We start from the raw sequence: 16,967 nt of genomic DNA on the forward strand, positions 1-16,967 counted from the left end.
GAAGCCATTCGTCTCCGTTGATACAGAGCGGTTCAAGTGTTTAGGACATTGCTAGAATGGGCTGAGCCGGCCGTTACCCGATGGCCGTTGATCTGACTGATATGGTTACTTAAAACCGTTTATATGCATGAACGGTTTGATATATCTGTGCCATAATTCTAGGATCAGGTAACGGGCACACCTGTAAGACGTTGCCTGCCGCTTGTCTGCGACCTAGTCGTAGACGACTTAGTAGGCAAAATATACAAACCACGTGGCTGCGAAGGTCGTAGCCACCGATAAAGTCCAGGAGGACATACAGTGGCAAAGGAGAAGTTCGAGCGTACGAAGCCGCATGTGAACATCGGCACTATCGGACACGTCGACCACGGCAAGACCACCACCACCGCAGCTATCACCAAGGTTCTGTCGGACAAGTATCCTGATGAAAACCAGGCATTCGCGTTCGACATGATCGACAAGGCTCCTGAGGAGAAGGAGCGCGGTATTACCATTAACATCTCCCACGTGGAGTACTCCACCCCTAAGCGCCACTACGCGCACGTGGACGCCCCAGGCCACGCTGACTACATCAAGAACATGATCACTGGTGCCGCTCAGATGGACGGCGCTATCTTGGTTGTTGCAGCTACCGACGGCCCAATGCCACAGACTCGCGAGCACGTTCTGCTGGCTCGCCAGGTTGGCGTTCCTTACATCCTGGTTGCACTGAACAAGTGCGACATGGTTGACGACGAGGAAATCCTCGAGCTCGTCGAGATGGAGATCCGCGAATTGCTGGCTGACCAGGAATTCGACGAAGAAGCTCCAATCGTTCACATCTCCGCAGTCGGCGCCTTGGAAGGCGAAGAGAAGTGGGTTAACGCCATCGTTGAACTGATGGATGCTTGTGACGAGTCGATCCCTGATCCAGACCGTGCTACCGACAAGCCATTCCTGATGCCTATCGAGGACATCTTCACCATTACCGGTCGTGGCACCGTTGTTACGGGTCGTGTTGAGCGTGGTTCCCTGAAGGTCAACGAAGAAGTCGAGATCATCGGCATCAAGGAAAAGTCCCAGAAGACCACCATCACCGGTATCGAAATGTTCCGCAAGATGCTGGACTACACCGAGGCCGGCGACAACGCTGGTCTGCTGCTTCGCGGTACCAAGCGTGAAGACGTTGAGCGTGGACAGGTTATCGTTGCTCCAGGTGCTTACAGCACCCACAAGAAGTTCGAAGGTTCCGTCTACGTTCTTTCCAAGGACGAGGGCGGCCGCCACACCCCGTTCTTCGACAACTACCGTCCTCAGTTCTACTTCCGCACCACCGACGTTACCGGTGTTGTTACCCTGCCTGAGGGCACCGAGATGGTTATGCCTGGCGACAACGTCGACATGTCCGTCGAATTGATTCAGCCAGTCGCTATGGACGAGGGCCTGCGCTTCGCTATCCGCGAAGGTTCCCGTACCGTTGGTGCTGGTGTCGTTAACAAGATCCTGGATTAATTCCTTGACTTGTTGGCGTAGTGTCAACGCCCATGGCGTTCACTAGGCTAGACGCTTTTCGCCGCTACCGAATTTTCGGTAGCGGCTTTTTGCGTGGTGCGGGAGATTGTGTGTTGCAAGTCTATTAGGTTTAGCCGTACGTGCCCGGTTTACGCGGCTATTCGGTTGGAATAGTGGCCGTGGTGCTGCAACGATCCCACCTGGAGTATTGCTGATTTACCTTCCTTGACAGGCGACTCCCTTACTATAGTAGGGTGCTGCGATTGCGTAACCTTATACTTTTTCGCAACGGATCGAAAACAGATGTGATTCTGAAATTGTGGTCACGTATTGATGGCCACGCGAGGGAGAAGGTATTACGAACTCGTCGGGGTGAGGACCAGTTCGTTTTGATGTCTTGTGTTTTGTCAAGCTTTCTTCAACACCCAATGAGGTTTGCTAGGAATGGGGAAATAGCGACGGTTAGTGCTCCTCCTGCCACGAAATAGATGCCGTGTGTTGCTGCATCAATTTGGATTCGATTGCCACGCCGGTGACCGCAACAATGATTGGCAGACCGCTCGCGGAATACATCCCGACTTTCAGCCGCTCGCGCGGATTTGTGATTCCAGAGCCTGTGTTGCTGAATACCTGTCGTAGGTACACCGGCGGGACGTGCGTTACCAGAAATAGAGCGGCTGAGAATAATTCCAGCGGCAAATGGGCCTGGCGCAATAGCGACATTCGAAAGCTGCAGCTACTGCCCTCAGAATAGCCATATTCATTATGATTAGGCGCAAGCTAGTTTGGTTCGTTGCTCCGGCGCCAGATACGAACGCACGCCCGATCCCAGGGATCGCGTGAATTATTGCTGCGGGAGTTGAATGCACTGAAAAATACGCGCCGATACCGCAGCGATGGCGCAGATAACCCAAGTTGATAAGGCGGTTTTGGCTTGCTGGAACGCATCGACTTTAGATCAATTTCGTAACCTGCGAGTAAGAAGACGCGCCCCGGCCTAGCCCTTTACGTATTCCTATGCTCGTATCTTCTGTTGCAAGGTCTAGCACAGGCGGGCCGATAAGCATCCCAAAAAATAATAAAAGTGTGACAGCAGGGATGCGATTAGTGAAGGCGAAGGCCATCAAAGGCGCGAGTAACGCCGCAGCCATGATCCCAGCGAAGGAAACCAGAGCATCGGCATATTCCGTTGCCCCAGCTGTGAGTACTAACGTGCCAGTAGTGTCTATGCTGTCAACTGCCATACGTTGTTGCCTAAGCACTAACTAGGACGAATCATAATCCTGCACTCATCTAATGGCAGGTTTTAGTATTTGGTGAAAAGAAAACCGCGTGTCGGGAACAGACTTCCACACGCGGTCTCTTTAGTCTCGCAAATTCGATGGCGCTGAATAATGTATTTGCGCAGATTTTGCTCTCTAACGGCCTTTCCGTGCCGTGATGTCTTCGTTAGTAGGCGGGTTTTACCTTTTCCATGTGCAGCAAGTAGACAGTATCGATATCAACATCTTCGATTGCATCACGAAGATCTGCCTCGCTCGTTTCAATCATGTCATTGAGCTTGTTTAGATCGGCCTCTGGACGCGCATTAATGGTGAACTCGATAGTTGGCCGTTTTCGGTCGATAGAAACCTTCTGCTTTGCTGAAGTCACGTCGGAGTCTGTCGCTAACTGAGCTGCCACTGCCTGCGCGATATGACTAATGTGCATAGAAATATCGCCCTTTTCGTCGGAAGCTGAAGAACCAACTTGCGAAAAGGTCCGGCGGCGTAAGTTGATGATGATCAGCCACAAACCAATGATAATCGTTCCCGCTAGGATGCCCCAGAGTAGGTATTCATACCAATTTTGGTCTGGCAATGACCGCCAAGCGTCTGGGTCGCGCCAGAGTGCGAGCTCCTTCGCGAACTCTACATCGAAGTGCGCTAACACTGGCCAGAGTCCAAAGAGGATTAGCGTAATCGCGAGCAAGAAGAATATGAAGCGGTCAATGAATGCGGTCAGTTTGCTCATGATACGCCCTCCTGAGAACTGTCACCCTCGACCTGAACCTCGATCTTCGGCTGTTGTTGCAAGAATGCAAACTTAGTTTTGATTGCTTCCTCTACGCGCTGGGGTAACGAGGAGTCGTTGGTATCACCTTCGACAATGACTTGCAACCTCTTCCGCGAAATCTTGGAATGCGCGGAACGCGCACCAGGCAATTGTTGCGCAGTTGCAGAACTGACTCGAGCCAGATCCACGGGACGTACCCAGACCGCCGCATTGCTGTTTAGTATGCGGTGTGTTTGTCTACGTGGTTTGAAGGCAACAATCAGGAGCAACACTCCGAGCACGATCGCGCCCGCGCCCACCCATACGATCCATTCGGGAAGCTCATTCTGTCCAAAGAAGTCCGTAATTGGTGTAATCCAGCTCTGCTGGTCTTGATTCGGTAAGACGAACCAGATTTCCCGGATCATTACGCCGGCTACCGCGAGTAGAAGTAGGCCAAGCAGCACAGCAAGCCCACGGGCGATCGGTGACGCCTTTGGCGCTTGGCCACGATAAGCCTTTTGTTCAGCCACGTGAGCCTCCTCTTAGATCTCGAAGTACTTCCTTTGTGTCTTTCCGGTAGATAGCGCGCAGTGGGGCTGGTTTCGGAACGGTCACCGTTCGGAATGGGTGATCGGCAGGTGCGTAAGGCTTACGCAGTTGTTGTTTCATCGGCGTCCGTACTTTGCGAAGAGCACGGGCCTTGGGGACCTCCGGCTTGCGTGGCTGGCCCCAACTCGCAACATTTATTTCACGCAATGCGTGTTGTTTAGGCGGCTGTATTTTTCGCAGTTTTTTACGTCGAATGTTTACTGGTTGTGGCTTGCGGGGTTTCGGCACTGAAACCGAGCGAAGTTTCCGTTTCCTTGGCGTTTCGACTGACCGTAGAGCGAATGACCGTGTATTGACGTCAATAAGTTCCCGCGGTTGTGGCGAAACCACTTCGCGCAGTGGCTGAGGTTCGGGTGCTTGTACCGAAATGCTTCGCATTTCACCGACGGTAACCGACCGCAAAGCAGCCGGTTGCGGCACGGAAACTTCACGCAACGGGGCTCTTTTCGGAACCGAGATTGCCTTTAACTTCCTTTGCTCCGGTACTGAAGGAGAAAATGGTGTTCGAGGCTTCGGTGCCTCCACCTTTCGCGGACTCGGTAACTCGTTTACCGTGATTTCGGCTAGGGGCCTTGCTTCCGGTGCAGAGACGCGGACGGGCTCCTTGGGGTCATCCACAGAGATAACTCCGAGAGGTTTTGGCCAGGGAGTTTCTACTTTCCTGCGGATAGCTAGTTCGCGGGTCTCAACTGCAGTGAGTTCCGCAAAGCCAGGCGAGATCGTTATCTCCCGCAAAGGAGCAGCTTCTGCCGTCTCAATCTCCCGCAGGGTCTCGGTCTTTGAGGTCACGTGAGGATGCGCAACTTCGAGTTCATTGACTGAAATCGCGCGCGGTGTGAACTCGGAGCGAGCCTCGACGTCATCGCGGGTGATTCGTTGCTTCGACGGCACGGCTTCGCCGATTGTGACATTGACCCGCGTGGCTTCATATCCAATATAAGTGTCAAGCGCTTCGGCTATAGCTTTTCGCACTTCCGCAGCAACCCTCACCGCAGGAGATGGCCAAACCACGGCGATGACAGCATCGACCGAAGCGACCCGGCGCTCTTGATCCAATCGGATATCAAACCTTGGGTAGTTGCGTGATAACAAGCCGCCGTTAATGTCCGTGGTGCCCGGTACTTGGTAAATCGCGCGCTCAACGACGTGTTCGGCGACGCGAGTTTTGTATGTTGTCACGCCTGCAGCCTGCGACGAACCTGAAGACTTGACGGCCTTATGGGCCTGCTCGGTCTTGTCGACGGCGCTGGGGGAAGAAGTCGCAAGTGATTCCGTGGTGGCCGCAGGTTTATCCTGCTTTTCCATTAGCCCTGACCTTTACCCGAAGAGAAGATGTTTGTCAGATCGATACGACCATCGAAATGAGCGCCAATGGCGGCGCCGATCAGGGCAAATGGGATAGCCCAAAGGGAGTACCATCCGGTGATAGCGATCAGCAGCATTATACCGATGCCGACCAGCGCGCCAATCAAAGTGTAACTAATGTTGTTCATAAAACCCGTCCTCAAAAGTCTTACTACTGGGTAGATGTGGAGCTATCGGTGGCATCAGAAAAGATCACGTCCACGCGGCCTAAATCGATGGAGCAGGCTTTCTGAGCAACATCGCGGATGTCAGATGCGAGATCGTGTAAATTCATGCCCGCGGAGAAATCCGCGGTGATGTGAATTTCGATGTGTAGTTCACCTGCACCAGAAACGCGGCGTAGGCCAGAAATGCGTTCTCCGGGGTACAGCAGGGCGACTTCGCCGAAACGGCCGGAGTGTAGCCCAGCGACCCCGTGAACATCTTTAACTTTGGATGCGATGGATCGCGCATCCGCCACCTCAAGCTGGGGTGCTTGAGTTGCGGCCATTTTTAGCGATCCTGGCCAGAAGAGATTGCGGTTTGCTCGTCTTCGTTTTCGTCTTCTTCATCACCAGGAAGCTTGACGTCGTGAACGTTGACATCGACGCCGGAGACGTTCAAACCGGTCATGCGCTCGACGGCGGAAATAACGTTACGGCGGATAGCGTCAGCCAGCTCGTGGATGGCAACACCGTATTCTGCGGTGATTGCAACCTCGACGGAAGCGGTACCTTCTTCTACTTCGACAGAAACGCCTTGCTTGACGTCTTCGCTACCGAAGGTTTGGCGGATAGAGCCCATGACACGCTGAGAAGTCGATCCCAGGGCAGCAACTCCCGAAACTTCGCGGGTAGCCAGGCCAGCAATCTTGCCAACTACACCGTCGTCGATGGTGGTGGTGCCGTGCTCGGTTTCCAAGTTGCTGTTTACCTTGCGAGCAGGGGTGTTGTCAGACGATTGGTTCTGGTTTTGTTTTTGGTCGGCCATTGTGGCGCCTACCTTTCTGCTGTCTCATGGTTAAGAAATGAGACCCCGGTGACTTGCTAGCCGTGGCGGTACCGCCGTTGAGAATATGGAGGTACCCGGGGTGTATTTGAATCTGCCAAGCGGTGGAAATCACACGTTGATGTGTGCCATTTCCCTTGACTGACTTAATCCTACGGAAAAACGTTTATTAGCGTCGTCTCGTAGTGCTGTATATCCTACAGGTGGGGAGGCTGTGGGGGTAAATAGAGGTAGGTTGAGTTTTTCCGAATGACGTGTTTAAATGGCCAAGTTGCTTAAACAGGGTGTATTCCATCTATTGGTGCGCTGTCAGGTGCCGCAATATACGGTATTCCGAGTGCTGCCTCAATAGTCGGAGATGCGCTGTGGTTAAGCAAACATGACACCTTCGCCGTGCATGGCCCCTAAAAAACTCTCAAAACATCAGGGGCTGACACATGTGCACAGAAGGGCTACCAATCGGGCTAGGTTCGTCGTCATAGACAGAGCATCCCGAGAGGTAGTGCCGGAGAAGGGGCATAGCAAGTAAACAGCGGCAGTACACAGTCAGGTTCCATCGGAACGTTTGGCTTCAGTGCGCGCAAGAATTGTGTGCCTGGCCGGATCCGGTGCGTGTCAATATAGACCGAATACTGGCGTTGTTTGCCTTCAGCTAGCCCTGGATGCGGACAACGTTGAAGAGAAATCGAAGAGCGAGCTTTCATCGTCCGATGACGGAAAGCAAGCGAGGAAGAGGATAATCGTGGCGGGACAAAAAATCCGCATTAGGCTAAAAGCCTACGATCATGAGGCAATTGACGTCTCGGCAAAAAAGATTGTCGAGACCGTCACCCGCACCGGCGCCCGCGTGGTTGGGCCTGTGCCGCTGCCGACTGAAAAGAACGTCTATGCCGTTATCGGTTCTCCACACAAGTACACCGATTCGCGTGAACACTTTGAAATGCGCACACACAAGCGCTTGATCGACATTCTCGACCCGACGCCTAAGACCGTTGACGCATTGATGCGCATCGATCTTCCGGCCAGCGTTGATGTCAACATCCAGTAATCGCGAAGCGAACACTACATAAAACTGTCTAAAACTGTCAGTGGAGAACAAATAATGAGCGAAAAAGAGATCAAGGGCATTCTGGGCACCAAGCTCGGCATGACTCAGGTCTTTGACGAGAACAACCGGGTCGTCCCGGTTACCGTCGTCGAAGCTGGTCCTTGCGTGGTTACCCAGATCCGCACAAAAGAAAAAGACGGCTACTCGGCCATCCAGATTGCGTACGGCGAAATCGATCCCCGCAAGACTGCTAAACCACAGGCTGGCCACTTTAAGAAGGCCGGTGTCACCCCGCGCCGTCACGTAGCTGAAATCCGTATGGATGACACTTCGTCCTACGAGGTCGGTCAAGAAGTTACCGTCGACATCTTCGAGGGAGTTAACCTCGTTGACGTGACCGGCATCACTAAAGGTAAGGGCTACGCCGGCGCTATGAAACGCCACGGCTTTGCAGGTCAGGGTGCTGCACACGGTAACCAGGCCGCCCACCGTCGCGTCGGTGGTATCGGTGGTGCTGCAACCCCAGGCCGCGTATTCAAAGGAAAGCGTATGGCCGGGCGCATGGGTCGTGACCGCGTCACCACTCAAAACCTGAAAATCCAAAAGATTGACGCAGAATCCAACCTGTTGCTCATCAAGGGCGCTATCCCAGGTGTCAACAAGGGCGTCGTCACCGTTAAGACTGCTGTGAAGGGTGGTGCATAAGCATGAGTAACCTCACGCTAGATGTACAGACCGCTGAAGGCTCCACCAACGGTACCGTTGACCTACCAGCAGAAATCTTTGACGTGACCACCTCGGTTGCCACCATGCACCAGGTAGTTACCGCTCAGCTTGCTGCCGGTCGAGCCGGTACCCACAAGGTAAAGACCCGCGGAGAAGTCCGTGGTGGTGGCCGTAAGCCATTCCGTCAAAAGGGAACCGGTCGTGCTCGCCAGGGTTCGATTCGTGCTCCTCACTACACCGGTGGTGGCATTGTGCACGGTCCAGTCCCACGTGACTACGCACAGCGCACCCCTAAGAAGATGATCAAGGCTGCTCTCTTTGGCGCACTATCCGATCGTGCTCGTAACGGTCGTATTCACGTCATCGACGAATTGGTTCCAGGTCAAGAGCCTTCCACCAAGAAGGCCAAGGCATTCCTGGAGCGCGTTTCATCCAACAAGAAGATCTTGCTGGTAATCAACCGCGAAGATTTGAACGCTCAGCGCAGCGCCAACAACTTGCCGAACGTGCATATTTTGGACTCCGGCCAGCTCAACACATATGACGTTTTGAACGCTGACGACGTTGTCTTCTCGGCCGCAGCCCTGCATACCTTCATCAACCGCGGCGCAGAAGCAGCCGTTGCAGGGGAGGAAAACTAACATGGCTAAAATCGTAAACCCACGCGATATCATCATCGCACCGGTTGTTTCCGAGAAGTCCTATGGCCTTATGGAGCAGAACACCTACACGTTCTACGTCGCCAAGGACTCCAATAAGAACCAGATCAAGAATGCCGTTGAAGAAATCTTCGGCGTGCAGGTCGCATCCGTCAACACTCTGAACCGTGAGGGAAAGCGCAAGCGTACTCGCACTGGTTTCGGGCGTCGGAAGGCAACCAAGCGCGCCTACGTAACTCTTCGCGAGGGCAGCGACTCCATCGATATCTTCGGCGCTAACGCCTAAGACTTCGGAAGGTAAGGAAGAATTATGGCTATTCGTAAATACAAGCCGACAACTCCGGGTCGCCGCGCGAGCTCCGTTTCCGAATTCGAGGAACTGACCCGTTCCACCCCGGAAAAGTCACTTTTGCGTCCACTGCACAAAACCGGTGGTCGTAACGTACACGGACACATCACCGCTCGGCACATTGGTGGCGGTCACAAGCGCCGCTACCGTCTGATCGACTTCCGTCGCAACGACAAAGATGGCATCCAGGCCAAGGTTGCGCACATTGAGTACGATCCAAACCGCACCGCGAACATCGCGTTGTTGCACTACGCCGACGGTGAAAAGCGCTACATCATCGCCCCTAAAGGCTTGAAGCAGCACACCATCGTTGAATCCGGCCCTGACGCCGACATCAAGGTAGGTAACAACCTACCTTTGCGCAACATTCCAACCGGTACTACGATTCACGCAGTTGAACTGAAGCCAGGTGCGGGCGCCAAACTTGCACGCTCCGCTGGTTCCTCGATTCAGTTGCTGGGTAAGGAAGGCAAGTACGCCATCCTCCGTATGCCGTCTTCGGAAATTCGTCGCGTAGATATCCGCTGTCGCGCTACTGTGGGTACCGTAGGCAACGCTGATCAGATGAACATCCGTTGGGGTAAAGCTGGACGTATGCGCTGGAAAGGCGTTCGTCCAACCGTTCGTGGTGTCGTGATGAACCCGATCGACCACCCACACGGTGGTGGTGAAGGTAAGTCTTCCGGTGGTCGTCACCCTGTGTCCCCATGGGGCAAGAAGGAAGGTCGCACCCGCAACCCGAACCGCTATTCCAACAACATGATCGTGCGCCGTCGTCGCCCGAACAAGAAACGCTAAGAGGAGGTAAAACGATATGCCACGCAGCCTAAAGAAAGGCCCGTTCGTCGATGAGCACCTCCTCAACAAGGTGGACGCTCAGAACGAAAAGGGCACCAAACAGGTAATCAAGACCTGGTCCCGCCGTTCCACCATTTTGCCGGATTTCATCGGACACACCTTCGCGGTGCACGATGGCCGCAAGCACGTTCCCGTCTTCGTAGAAGACTCAATGGTCGGACACAAACTCGGCGAATTTGCACCTACCAAGACCTTCAAGGGTCACGTCAAAGAAGATAAGAAGAGGCGATAAGCGATGAGTGACGTTATCACCAGCGCAACCGCCACTGCTCGGTACGTGCGTGTAACCCCAATGAAGGCACGTCGCGTCATCGACCTGGTGCGCGGAAAGTCAGTATCTGAGGCTCTAGCCATCCTGAAGTACGCACCACAGGCCGCTGCGAAGCCAGTTGCAAAGGTCGTTGCCTCGGCCGCGGCTAACGCAGAAAACAACTTCGGGCTGAATCCTCGCACATTGGTTATCTCCGAGGCATACGCCAACGAAGGACCAACTATGCGTCGTTTCCAACCGCGTGCTCAGGGTCGTGCGTTCATGATCCGCAAGCGCACCAGCCACATCACTGTGGTAGTCGAAAGCCAGGAAGAAGGTGCCAAGTAAATGGGTAACAAGATCCATCCACACGGCCTACGTTTGGGAATTACCGCTAACTGGAATACCCACTGGTTTGCTGAAAAAGACTACGCAGACTACGTGGCCGAAGACATCAAGATCCGCAACTTCTTGTCCAAAGGACTAGACCGCGCGGGTATCGCAGATGTGGTCATCGAACGCACTCGCGATCGCGTTCGCGTCGACATCCACACTGCCCGCCCAGGCATCGTTATTGGCCGCCGTGGTGCAGAAGCCGACCGCATTCGTCGCGAGCTCGAAAAGCTGACCGGCAAGATGGTCGCGCTAAATATTCTTGAAGTTAAGCAGGTCGATGCCAACGCAACCTTGGTTGCCCAGTCGATCGCTGAACAGCTCGTGAACCGCGTTGCTTTCCGTCGTGCTATGCGCAAGGCAATCCAGTCCGCGATGCGTCAGCCTCAGGTCAAGGGCATTAAAGTCATGTGCTCGGGCCGCCTCGCTGGTGCCGACATGTCCCGCGTTGAGCGCTACCACGAAGGCCGTGTTCCCCTGCACACCCTTCGTGCAGAGATTGACTACGGAACCGCCGAAGCCCACACCACCTTTGGCCGCATCGGCATCAAAGTGTGGATCTACAAGGGCGACGTCGTCGGCGGCGTACGGGAATCCGAACTGAACGCACCATCCGAGCGTCGTGGCCGGGGCGATCGTCGTCCTCGCCGTGGTGGCCAACGCCGCCAGCGCGCTCAGCAGAAGAAGGACTAAAGCATGCTTATTCCTAAGCGCGTGAAATTCCGTCGCCAACACCGCCCAAACCGTAGCGGTGTCTCGAAGGGCGGAAACCGCATTAACTTCGGTGACTACGCGATCCAGGCCCTCGAGCCAGCGTATGTGACCAACCGCCAGATCGAATCCGCACGTATCGCCATCAACCGCCACGTTAAACGTGGAGGTAAAGTGTGGATCAACATCTTCCCGGACCGTCCGCTGACCCAAAAGCCACTCGGTGTACGTATGGGTTCCGGTAAGGGACCTGTCGAAAAGTGGGTAGCTAACGTTAAGCCGGGCCGCGTACTTTTCGAAATGTCGTACCCGAACGAGGCAGTTGCGGTTGAGGCTCTGCGTCGTGCCAGCCAAAAGCTGCCATGTAAGGTCCGCATCATCAAGAAGGAGGACCAGCTCTAATGGCAACCGGTACCCCTGCATCCGAGTTCCGCGAGCTCGACGAAAAAGAGCTCAAGCAGCGTCTAAGCGACGCTAAGGAAGAACTATTCAACCTGCGTTTCCAACTGGCAACCGGTCAGCTGACGAACAACCGCCGCATCGGCGTCGTCAAGCGCGACATTGCCCGCGTTTACACCGTGCTTCGGGAACGTGAGTTGGGTATGACCGAAACTCCAGGAGCTGAGGCATAACTATGAGTGAGGCAACTGTGACAGATTCCACCAAGGGCCCTACCCCGAAGAAAGAAAAGGAAAAGGGCGCCCGCAAGGTTCGGATCGGCTACGTCGTATCTGACAAAATGCAAAAGACCATTGTCGTCGAGCTCGAAGACCGTAAGCAGCACGCGCTGTACGGCAAGATTATGCGCTCGAACAGCAAGGTTAAGGCTCACGACGAAGACGAGATCGCCGGCATTGGTGACCGCGTCCGCATCGTCGAGACCCGCCCGCTGTCGAAAGACAAGCACTACCGTCTCGCAGAGATCGTCGAAAAGGCTAAGTAGTCCAACAACGGACAGAACTTATACCTGTCGACGGCGACACTCGTTTGAGACGCCTGGTCGTTAGCTAACTTACGACCTACCCGAATGCCCCGCATTGGCTTGCCTTTGCGGGGTCTTTCTGTAACTTAGGGCATCCATATCATGATAGGCTAATCTGAGTTGACTTCAGCCGATTTCAACGAAACACGACGAAAGGTGAATGGATGTTCCGCCGTTTTAGCGTCAAAACCGCAGTAACCGCGAGCCTGGCCGGCTTTGCATTGCTCGCTGCAGGATGCTCGAACTCGCAAGACTCTGCCGACAGCGCAGATAGCTCTGACGAAAAGATGGAGGCCACTTCGGAAGAACGAATTGCGGCAGTCGGCCTGGGCGATGCCGATACGGTCCTGGCTCTCGGCGAGACCCCAGTCGCGATTGCCCCGTGGGCAGGCTCCAACGATGGGGTAGGACCGTGGTCGGAAGATCTATTGGGTGACGCTGAGCCTACCCTGATCCGCGATACTTCCGCCGGCTTCGATCAACAGCACATCGAGACGATAGCGGCAACTGACCCCACGAAGATCATCGCGGTCAACCACTCAATTGATGACGAAACCAAGAAGAGATTCGAAACCATTGCGCCGACCACGCTGCACTCCGCAGAAGATAGCGATTGGCAAATTCCGTGGGAAAAGCAAGTAGAAACCATCGCCAAGGCATTGGACAAAGAAGACGAAGGCCAAAAGCTTATCGACGAGACGAATGCTGCCTTCGAGAACTTCCGGGAAGACCACCCAGAACTGCAGGGCAAAACCGCGGCCATCGCATTGCCATCCGACAACCAGCTGAGCCTGTACACCTCTGGTGATGGTCGTGGGCAATTCATCGAAGACCTTGGCTTTGTCATTCCGGAGGATCTGCAAGAAACCGACGGCGAATTCTACCGGACCATCGCGGCTGAAAATTTCAGCGAATATAACCAGGTCGACTACCTGTTCATCGTGGACTGGGAAGGTGCAGCCGACAAGATTAAGTCCCTGGAGGCATTCCAAAACATCGATGCCGTGAAAAACGGCAACGTCTTTTACTTCGATGACCTCACCGGGACCGCCATGTCCTTGCCGAACCCTCGCACCATCCCATATTCCATCAGTAAATTCACTGAGAAGCTCACTGAAAAGCCCAGTGATAGCACGAAATAGACTCGCGCTAGCGAGGCTTTCGGGGGTCCAACGGGCACACGGACGGTGTGCCCGTGACGGGGTCGGGGACCACCATTGCCGCTAAACCGTAGACGTCTTCGACCAATTGGGCGTCTAATACTTCACTGGGGGCCCCGGTGGTCACGATCTCGCCTTTTTTCATCACGATCAAATGATCGGCATACCGTGCTGCTTGATTTAAATCGTGCAATACCGCGACGATAGTTTTTCCTCTTTCGTGGAAATCGCGCATGAGCTCCATCAATTCGTACTGGTGCGCAATATCCAGAAACGTAGTTGGCTCGTCCAGCAACATGATCGGAGTTTGCTGCGCCAACAACATGGCAATCCACACGCGCTGGCGCTGCCCACCCGATAATTCAGCTACCAATTTCCCTGAAATATCTTCCAAACGAGTAGCGGCCAGTGCCTCAGCGACAGCCTGCTCATCCTGCTTGCTCCACTGGTGAAACAGGCTCTGATAAGGAGCACGCCCACGCGCAATCAAATCAGCCACCCGAATTCCATCTGGCGAACTAGAAGACTGCGGCAATAGCCCCAACTGTCGCGCGACCTGTTTAGCGGGCAAGCTGGCGATGGCTTTGCCATCAAGAAGCACCTCACCTTGCGATGGGGTGAGTACCCGCGAAAATGCGCGCAGCAAGGTTGATTTACCACAACCATTCGGGCCGATGATTGCGGTGAAGGAATTATCCGGGATATCGACGTTGATATCGCGGGAAATGGTGGCGGTGTCATAACCGACGGTGGCATTGACGACGCGGAGACGTGGAGCAGTAGAGTTCATCGTTATTGCTTCTCAGAGTGGGGGAGTATGTGTGGGGGAGTTCGCGTGGGTTAGTGAGTGGACAGCAAGGTGTGAGCCGAGGTGGATCCTTCTTTGTCAGCCGGTGCCGTAATGTCGCTTAGATTCGCGTATCAGTAGCCACAACATGTACATGCCGCCGATGACGACGGTGATCAAGCCGACCGGAATTTGCCGGTAGAACGTGGCAATAATCAACGACAATACGTGCGCTCCGGTTAACAACACCGCGCCCATAGCGGCGGCGCCGAGGAGAGAAACCCCAGCGGTGTGCATTAATCGGCGCGCGATTTGCGGTGCGACCAATGCAATAAACGAAATTGGTCCGGCAGCTGCTGTCACGAGCGCAGTGGTAGCAACCCCCACCACGATTAGCAGCAGGCGCGCACGGTTGACTTCGAAGCCTTGCGTCGTCGCGGCGTCGTCGCCAAGCTCTAAGTGCCGTAGCGGACGCGACAGTATTGCAGCACCGATGATGACGATTACGCCGAGCACCAGCGTGGGCAGCAGACCTTGCCAGGTCACTTTCGTGATGGATCCGGCTGCCCAAAAACCAACCTGCATGCCTTCTTCCACATCGGCGCGGGTGATGAGATACGAATTCAACGATGTCAACATGGCGGAGATGCCAATGCCGACGATGATCAACCGGAACCCCTGTACGCCTTTACGCCACGCCAAGACGTAGACCGCTAAGGCGGTGATGATGCCACCGATAATGGAGGCGGCGGCGATCGACCAAAAACTACTCGTGCCGATCACCAGCATCGTGATGACGACGGCGGTATAAGCACCCGCATCGAAGCCGATGATGTCCGGCGAGCCGAGCGGATTGCGGGTCAGTGATTGGAAAATTGCCCCGCCGATGCCAAGTAACGCACCGAAGGCGACGGCGGCTACGGCGATGGGTAAGCGCCATTCGCGCACGATGGTGGTATCGAAACCATCTCCGCCGCTGAACAAGGCGGTTATCACTTCGCCCAAATCCAGTGGATATTCGCCGAGAGTGATGGCCGCGATCGCTCCGATCACAGCTAGGGCGAACAAGCCCAGCGCGGTCAGTAGCAGGCGGGTAGGGAAGTGCAGTGAGACCCACCTGGTGCGCACGACGAGTTTGCGGTAGCCAGGGTCCACCGACGCAGGTGCTTGTGTGTCCTGAGACTGTGTACTCATAGTCCACTCGCTTTCCGACGGCGTACCAGCATGATCAGCACTGGTGCGCCGACCACTGCAGTGATGATGCCGACTTCAATTTCTCCAGGACGCGCGATGATGCGGCCGATGACGTCGGAAGCCAACACCAGCACGGGTGCTGCCAGCGCTGAATAAATAATGATCCAGCGCTGATCCGGGCCGACTATCCACCGTACGACGTGGGGAACCATCAGACCGACGAAAGCCAGACCGCCCGTCAGTGCGGTGGCACCACCTGCCAGCAGCGTGACTGCAATGATGCCCAGCACGCGGGTACGCACGACTTTGGTGCCAAGTGAAGCAGCGAGGTCGTCGCCAAGCGCAATCGAATTCAGTGACGACGAAATCGCCAGCGCGAGAACCAAACCTGCCGCGAGGAATGGTGCGACGAGAGCGGTATCAGAGAGGTCAGCGCGGGCAACAGACCCCAAGCTCCAGTTGCGGATGGCTTGGAAAGTGTCGGGGTCGATCAGGGTAAGAAACTGTGTGATTCCAGAAAGCACCGCCGCCAAAGCCACACCGGCTAGCACCAACGTCGCGGGGTTTGCCTTGCCGCTCGCGCCTAACGATGCGCCAGAGCCAATGAAATAAACCACCACGGTGGTGATCGCTGCGCCCAGGAAGGCGAACCAGATATACCCGCTGATGCTGGTCAATCCGAAAAACCCGACGCCTAAGGTGACCGCGAATCCGGCGCCGGCATTGACTCCGAGGATGCCGGGATCGGCCAGTGGGTTGCGTGTTAACGCCTGGATGAGAGCACCCGCCACGCCGAAGGCCGCGCCGGTCGCGATCGCCACGACGGTGCGGGGGATGCGCAGGGTCCAGACAATGATGGCGGCTTCGGAGTTATCGCGGGCGAGCAGGCCATTCCAGACTTCACCCCAGGGCAAAGGGTTAGCGCCGAGGGCGATGCTGAAGCAGATCATCACCACGATGGCGGCGAGTATCGCCAGCATGCCCAGCGTACGGCGGGCAAAAAGTGCAGGTGCCTGCATGAACCATCCTTCGTTTTTAGCAGGCCGGAGAGTTTTTGACCGTCGAGACCTGCCACCGAAATGCTTTCAACTTGGACAGCCTACCCTCTCAGGAGTGGATTAGCCATGCCTAGGCTATTTGTTTGATTTAGATATGCGTTATCGCGCATCGATTGCGCAAATTATCCCGGACGCGACCACCGGCACGGCCGCAGCTACAAGTCGCGAACTGAGTTGAACAATCATCCCAGGCTGTGGTTGAATGGCAGGGTTGCCGATGCAGGTCGGCGGATTTGTGATGCGTTTCCGAATCGCAACCGCCGAGACCCTTCGACCGTCACTGACTTTTTCTGTGGTGTGTTC

General features: G+C 55.1%; 23 protein-coding genes. 13 read left to right on the forward strand and 10 right to left on the reverse strand.

Annotation, left to right across the window (positions count from 1 at the left end):
- Positions 1-300: 300 nt before the first annotated feature.
- Positions 301-1,491: an elongation factor Tu gene (tuf, locus tag HMPREF1292_RS04600; RefSeq protein ID WP_021352944.1), complete on the forward strand. Its 1,191-nt coding sequence runs from the start codon at positions 301-303 to the stop codon at positions 1,489-1,491.
- A 953-nt stretch (positions 1,492-2,444) separates the two neighbouring features.
- Here tuf and HMPREF1292_RS11360 read toward each other — a convergent pair.
- From HMPREF1292_RS11360 to HMPREF1292_RS04635, 7 genes are all read right to left on the reverse strand, one after another.
- Positions 2,445-2,735 (reverse strand): hypothetical protein, encoded by a 291-nt coding sequence (locus HMPREF1292_RS11360; RefSeq protein ID WP_023018943.1) that lies wholly within the window; start codon positions 2,733-2,735, stop codon positions 2,445-2,447.
- A gap of 205 nt (positions 2,736-2,940) precedes the next feature.
- Positions 2,941-3,504, reverse strand: coding sequence for an alkaline shock response membrane anchor protein AmaP (gene amaP / locus HMPREF1292_RS04610; protein WP_023018944.1), 564 nt, complete (start codon positions 3,502-3,504; stop codon positions 2,941-2,943).
- The gene (locus tag HMPREF1292_RS04615; RefSeq protein ID WP_023018945.1) at positions 3,501-4,058 is read right to left on the reverse strand and encodes a DUF6286 domain-containing protein; all 558 of its coding nucleotides are present in this window, start codon (positions 4,056-4,058) and stop codon (positions 3,501-3,503) included. Before HMPREF1292_RS04615 ends, amaP begins: the two co-directional genes overlap by 4 nt.
- Positions 4,051-5,442, reverse strand: coding sequence for an Asp23/Gls24 family envelope stress response protein (locus tag HMPREF1292_RS10445; RefSeq protein ID WP_023018946.1), 1,392 nt, complete (start codon positions 5,440-5,442; stop codon positions 4,051-4,053). The genes HMPREF1292_RS04615 and HMPREF1292_RS10445 overlap by 8 nt, the downstream gene beginning before the upstream one ends.
- Complete coding sequence (locus HMPREF1292_RS04625) at positions 5,442-5,630, reverse strand: hypothetical protein (protein ID WP_021352949.1); 189 nt, start codon at positions 5,628-5,630, stop codon at positions 5,442-5,444. Before HMPREF1292_RS04625 ends, HMPREF1292_RS10445 begins: the two co-directional genes overlap by 1 nt.
- Positions 5,631-5,653: 23 nt before the next feature.
- Positions 5,654-5,992, reverse strand: coding sequence for a hypothetical protein (locus HMPREF1292_RS04630; RefSeq protein WP_023018947.1), 339 nt, complete (start codon positions 5,990-5,992; stop codon positions 5,654-5,656).
- A 2-nt stretch (positions 5,993-5,994) separates the two neighbouring features.
- Positions 5,995-6,471: an Asp23/Gls24 family envelope stress response protein gene (locus HMPREF1292_RS04635; RefSeq protein WP_021352951.1), complete on the reverse strand. Its 477-nt coding sequence runs from the start codon at positions 6,469-6,471 to the stop codon at positions 5,995-5,997.
- Between the two features lie 760 nt (positions 6,472-7,231).
- On the opposite strand from HMPREF1292_RS04635, the gene rpsJ reads away from it, so the two are divergent.
- From rpsJ to HMPREF1292_RS04695, 12 genes are all read left to right on the forward strand, one after another.
- Complete coding sequence (gene rpsJ / locus HMPREF1292_RS04640; protein ID WP_018121308.1) at positions 7,232-7,537, forward strand: 30S ribosomal protein S10; 306 nt, start codon at positions 7,232-7,234, stop codon at positions 7,535-7,537.
- A 54-nt stretch (positions 7,538-7,591) separates the two neighbouring features.
- Positions 7,592-8,242 (forward strand): 50S ribosomal protein L3, encoded by a 651-nt coding sequence (gene rplC, locus HMPREF1292_RS04645; RefSeq protein WP_021353215.1) that lies wholly within the window; start codon positions 7,592-7,594, stop codon positions 8,240-8,242.
- Positions 8,243-8,244: 2 nt separating this feature from the next.
- A complete protein-coding gene (gene rplD, locus HMPREF1292_RS04650) occupies positions 8,245-8,904 on the forward strand; it encodes a 50S ribosomal protein L4 (RefSeq protein ID WP_021353216.1) in 660 nt (219 codons plus the stop codon).
- Position 8,905: 1 nt separating this feature from the next.
- Positions 8,906-9,208 (forward strand): 50S ribosomal protein L23, encoded by a 303-nt coding sequence (gene rplW, locus HMPREF1292_RS04655; protein ID WP_021353217.1) that lies wholly within the window; start codon positions 8,906-8,908, stop codon positions 9,206-9,208.
- Between the two features lie 24 nt (positions 9,209-9,232).
- Positions 9,233-10,069 (forward strand): 50S ribosomal protein L2, encoded by an 837-nt coding sequence (gene rplB, locus HMPREF1292_RS04660; RefSeq protein WP_021353218.1) that lies wholly within the window; start codon positions 9,233-9,235, stop codon positions 10,067-10,069.
- 16 nt (positions 10,070-10,085) lie between these two features.
- Complete coding sequence (gene rpsS / locus HMPREF1292_RS04665) at positions 10,086-10,361, forward strand: 30S ribosomal protein S19 (protein WP_018121303.1); 276 nt, start codon at positions 10,086-10,088, stop codon at positions 10,359-10,361.
- A gap of 3 nt (positions 10,362-10,364) precedes the next feature.
- Positions 10,365-10,727, forward strand: coding sequence for a 50S ribosomal protein L22 (gene rplV / locus HMPREF1292_RS04670; protein WP_021353219.1), 363 nt, complete (start codon positions 10,365-10,367; stop codon positions 10,725-10,727).
- Complete coding sequence (gene rpsC, locus HMPREF1292_RS04675; protein ID WP_021353220.1) at positions 10,728-11,465, forward strand: 30S ribosomal protein S3; 738 nt, start codon at positions 10,728-10,730, stop codon at positions 11,463-11,465.
- Between the two features lie 3 nt (positions 11,466-11,468).
- Entirely contained in the window at positions 11,469-11,885 is a 417-nt protein-coding gene (rplP, locus tag HMPREF1292_RS04680) for a 50S ribosomal protein L16 (RefSeq protein ID WP_021353221.1), read from the forward strand.
- Entirely contained in the window at positions 11,885-12,115 is a 231-nt protein-coding gene (gene rpmC / locus HMPREF1292_RS04685) for a 50S ribosomal protein L29 (RefSeq protein WP_021353222.1), read from the forward strand. Before rplP ends, rpmC begins: the two co-directional genes overlap by 1 nt.
- Positions 12,116-12,117: 2 nt before the next feature.
- Positions 12,118-12,426, forward strand: a complete 309-nt coding sequence (rpsQ, locus tag HMPREF1292_RS04690) for a 30S ribosomal protein S17 (protein ID WP_021353223.1) — start codon at positions 12,118-12,120, stop codon at positions 12,424-12,426.
- A 203-nt stretch (positions 12,427-12,629) separates the two neighbouring features.
- On the forward strand, positions 12,630-13,607 hold the full coding sequence (locus tag HMPREF1292_RS04695) for an iron-siderophore ABC transporter substrate-binding protein (RefSeq protein WP_023018948.1): 978 nt from the start codon (positions 12,630-12,632) through the stop codon (positions 13,605-13,607).
- A gap of 7 nt (positions 13,608-13,614) precedes the next feature.
- Here HMPREF1292_RS04695 and HMPREF1292_RS04700 read toward each other — a convergent pair whose 3' ends face one another.
- The 3 genes from HMPREF1292_RS04700 to HMPREF1292_RS04710 form a co-directional block, all read right to left on the reverse strand.
- Positions 13,615-14,415 carry an ABC transporter ATP-binding protein gene (locus HMPREF1292_RS04700; RefSeq protein WP_023018949.1) on the reverse strand — a complete coding sequence of 267 codons (801 nt, stop codon included), beginning with the start codon at positions 14,413-14,415 and terminating at the stop codon, positions 13,615-13,617.
- A 96-nt stretch (positions 14,416-14,511) separates the two neighbouring features.
- Entirely contained in the window at positions 14,512-15,606 is a 1,095-nt protein-coding gene (locus HMPREF1292_RS04705; protein WP_023018950.1) for an iron chelate uptake ABC transporter family permease subunit, read from the reverse strand.
- Positions 15,603-16,625 carry an iron ABC transporter permease gene (locus HMPREF1292_RS04710; RefSeq protein ID WP_023018951.1) on the reverse strand — a complete coding sequence of 341 codons (1,023 nt, stop codon included), beginning with the start codon at positions 16,623-16,625 and terminating at the stop codon, positions 15,603-15,605. Before HMPREF1292_RS04710 ends, HMPREF1292_RS04705 begins: the two co-directional genes overlap by 4 nt.
- Between the last annotated feature and the right edge of the window lie 342 nt (positions 16,626-16,967).

It is taken from the genome of Corynebacterium sp. KPL1995 (assembly GCF_000477935.1).
GTDB classification, from domain to species: Bacteria; Actinomycetota; Actinomycetes; order Mycobacteriales; family Mycobacteriaceae; genus Corynebacterium; species Corynebacterium pseudodiphtheriticum.

What these genes read in the sequence shown, in the direction of transcription:
- HMPREF1292_RS11360 (WP_023018943.1), bottom strand. Translation starts at nt 2,735, where the DNA reads ATGGCAGTTGACAGCATAGACACTACTGGCACGTTAGTACTCACAGCT.
- amaP (WP_023018944.1), bottom strand. Translation starts at nt 3,504, where the DNA reads ATGAGCAAACTGACCGCATTCATTGACCGCTTCATATTCTTCTTGCTC.
- HMPREF1292_RS10445 (WP_023018946.1), bottom strand. Translation starts at nt 5,442, where the DNA reads ATGGAAAAGCAGGATAAACCTGCGGCCACCACGGAATCACTTGCGACT.
- HMPREF1292_RS04625 (WP_021352949.1), bottom strand. Translation starts at nt 5,630, where the DNA reads ATGAACAACATTAGTTACACTTTGATTGGCGCGCTGGTCGGCATCGGT.
- HMPREF1292_RS04630 (WP_023018947.1), bottom strand. Translation starts at nt 5,992, where the DNA reads ATGGCCGCAACTCAAGCACCCCAGCTTGAGGTGGCGGATGCGCGATCC.
- HMPREF1292_RS04635 (WP_021352951.1), bottom strand. Translation starts at nt 6,471, where the DNA reads ATGGCCGACCAAAAACAAAACCAGAACCAATCGTCTGACAACACCCCT.
- rplC (WP_021353215.1), top strand. Translation starts at nt 7,592, where the DNA reads ATGAGCGAAAAAGAGATCAAGGGCATTCTGGGCACCAAGCTCGGCATG.
- rplD (WP_021353216.1), top strand. Translation starts at nt 8,245, where the DNA reads ATGAGTAACCTCACGCTAGATGTACAGACCGCTGAAGGCTCCACCAAC.
- rplW (WP_021353217.1), top strand. Translation starts at nt 8,906, where the DNA reads ATGGCTAAAATCGTAAACCCACGCGATATCATCATCGCACCGGTTGTT.
- rplB (WP_021353218.1), top strand. Translation starts at nt 9,233, where the DNA reads ATGGCTATTCGTAAATACAAGCCGACAACTCCGGGTCGCCGCGCGAGC.
- rpsS (WP_018121303.1), top strand. Translation starts at nt 10,086, where the DNA reads ATGCCACGCAGCCTAAAGAAAGGCCCGTTCGTCGATGAGCACCTCCTC.
- rplV (WP_021353219.1), top strand. Translation starts at nt 10,365, where the DNA reads ATGAGTGACGTTATCACCAGCGCAACCGCCACTGCTCGGTACGTGCGT.
- rpsC (WP_021353220.1), top strand. Translation starts at nt 10,728, where the DNA reads ATGGGTAACAAGATCCATCCACACGGCCTACGTTTGGGAATTACCGCT.
- rplP (WP_021353221.1), top strand. Translation starts at nt 11,469, where the DNA reads ATGCTTATTCCTAAGCGCGTGAAATTCCGTCGCCAACACCGCCCAAAC.
- rpmC (WP_021353222.1), top strand. Translation starts at nt 11,885, where the DNA reads ATGGCAACCGGTACCCCTGCATCCGAGTTCCGCGAGCTCGACGAAAAA.
- rpsQ (WP_021353223.1), top strand. Translation starts at nt 12,118, where the DNA reads ATGAGTGAGGCAACTGTGACAGATTCCACCAAGGGCCCTACCCCGAAG.
- HMPREF1292_RS04695 (WP_023018948.1), top strand. Translation starts at nt 12,630, where the DNA reads ATGTTCCGCCGTTTTAGCGTCAAAACCGCAGTAACCGCGAGCCTGGCC.
- HMPREF1292_RS04700 (WP_023018949.1), bottom strand. Translation starts at nt 14,415, where the DNA reads ATGAACTCTACTGCTCCACGTCTCCGCGTCGTCAATGCCACCGTCGGT.
- HMPREF1292_RS04705 (WP_023018950.1), bottom strand. Translation starts at nt 15,606, where the DNA reads ATGAGTACACAGTCTCAGGACACACAAGCACCTGCGTCGGTGGACCCT.
- HMPREF1292_RS04710 (WP_023018951.1), bottom strand. Translation starts at nt 16,625, where the DNA reads ATGCAGGCACCTGCACTTTTTGCCCGCCGTACGCTGGGCATGCTGGCG.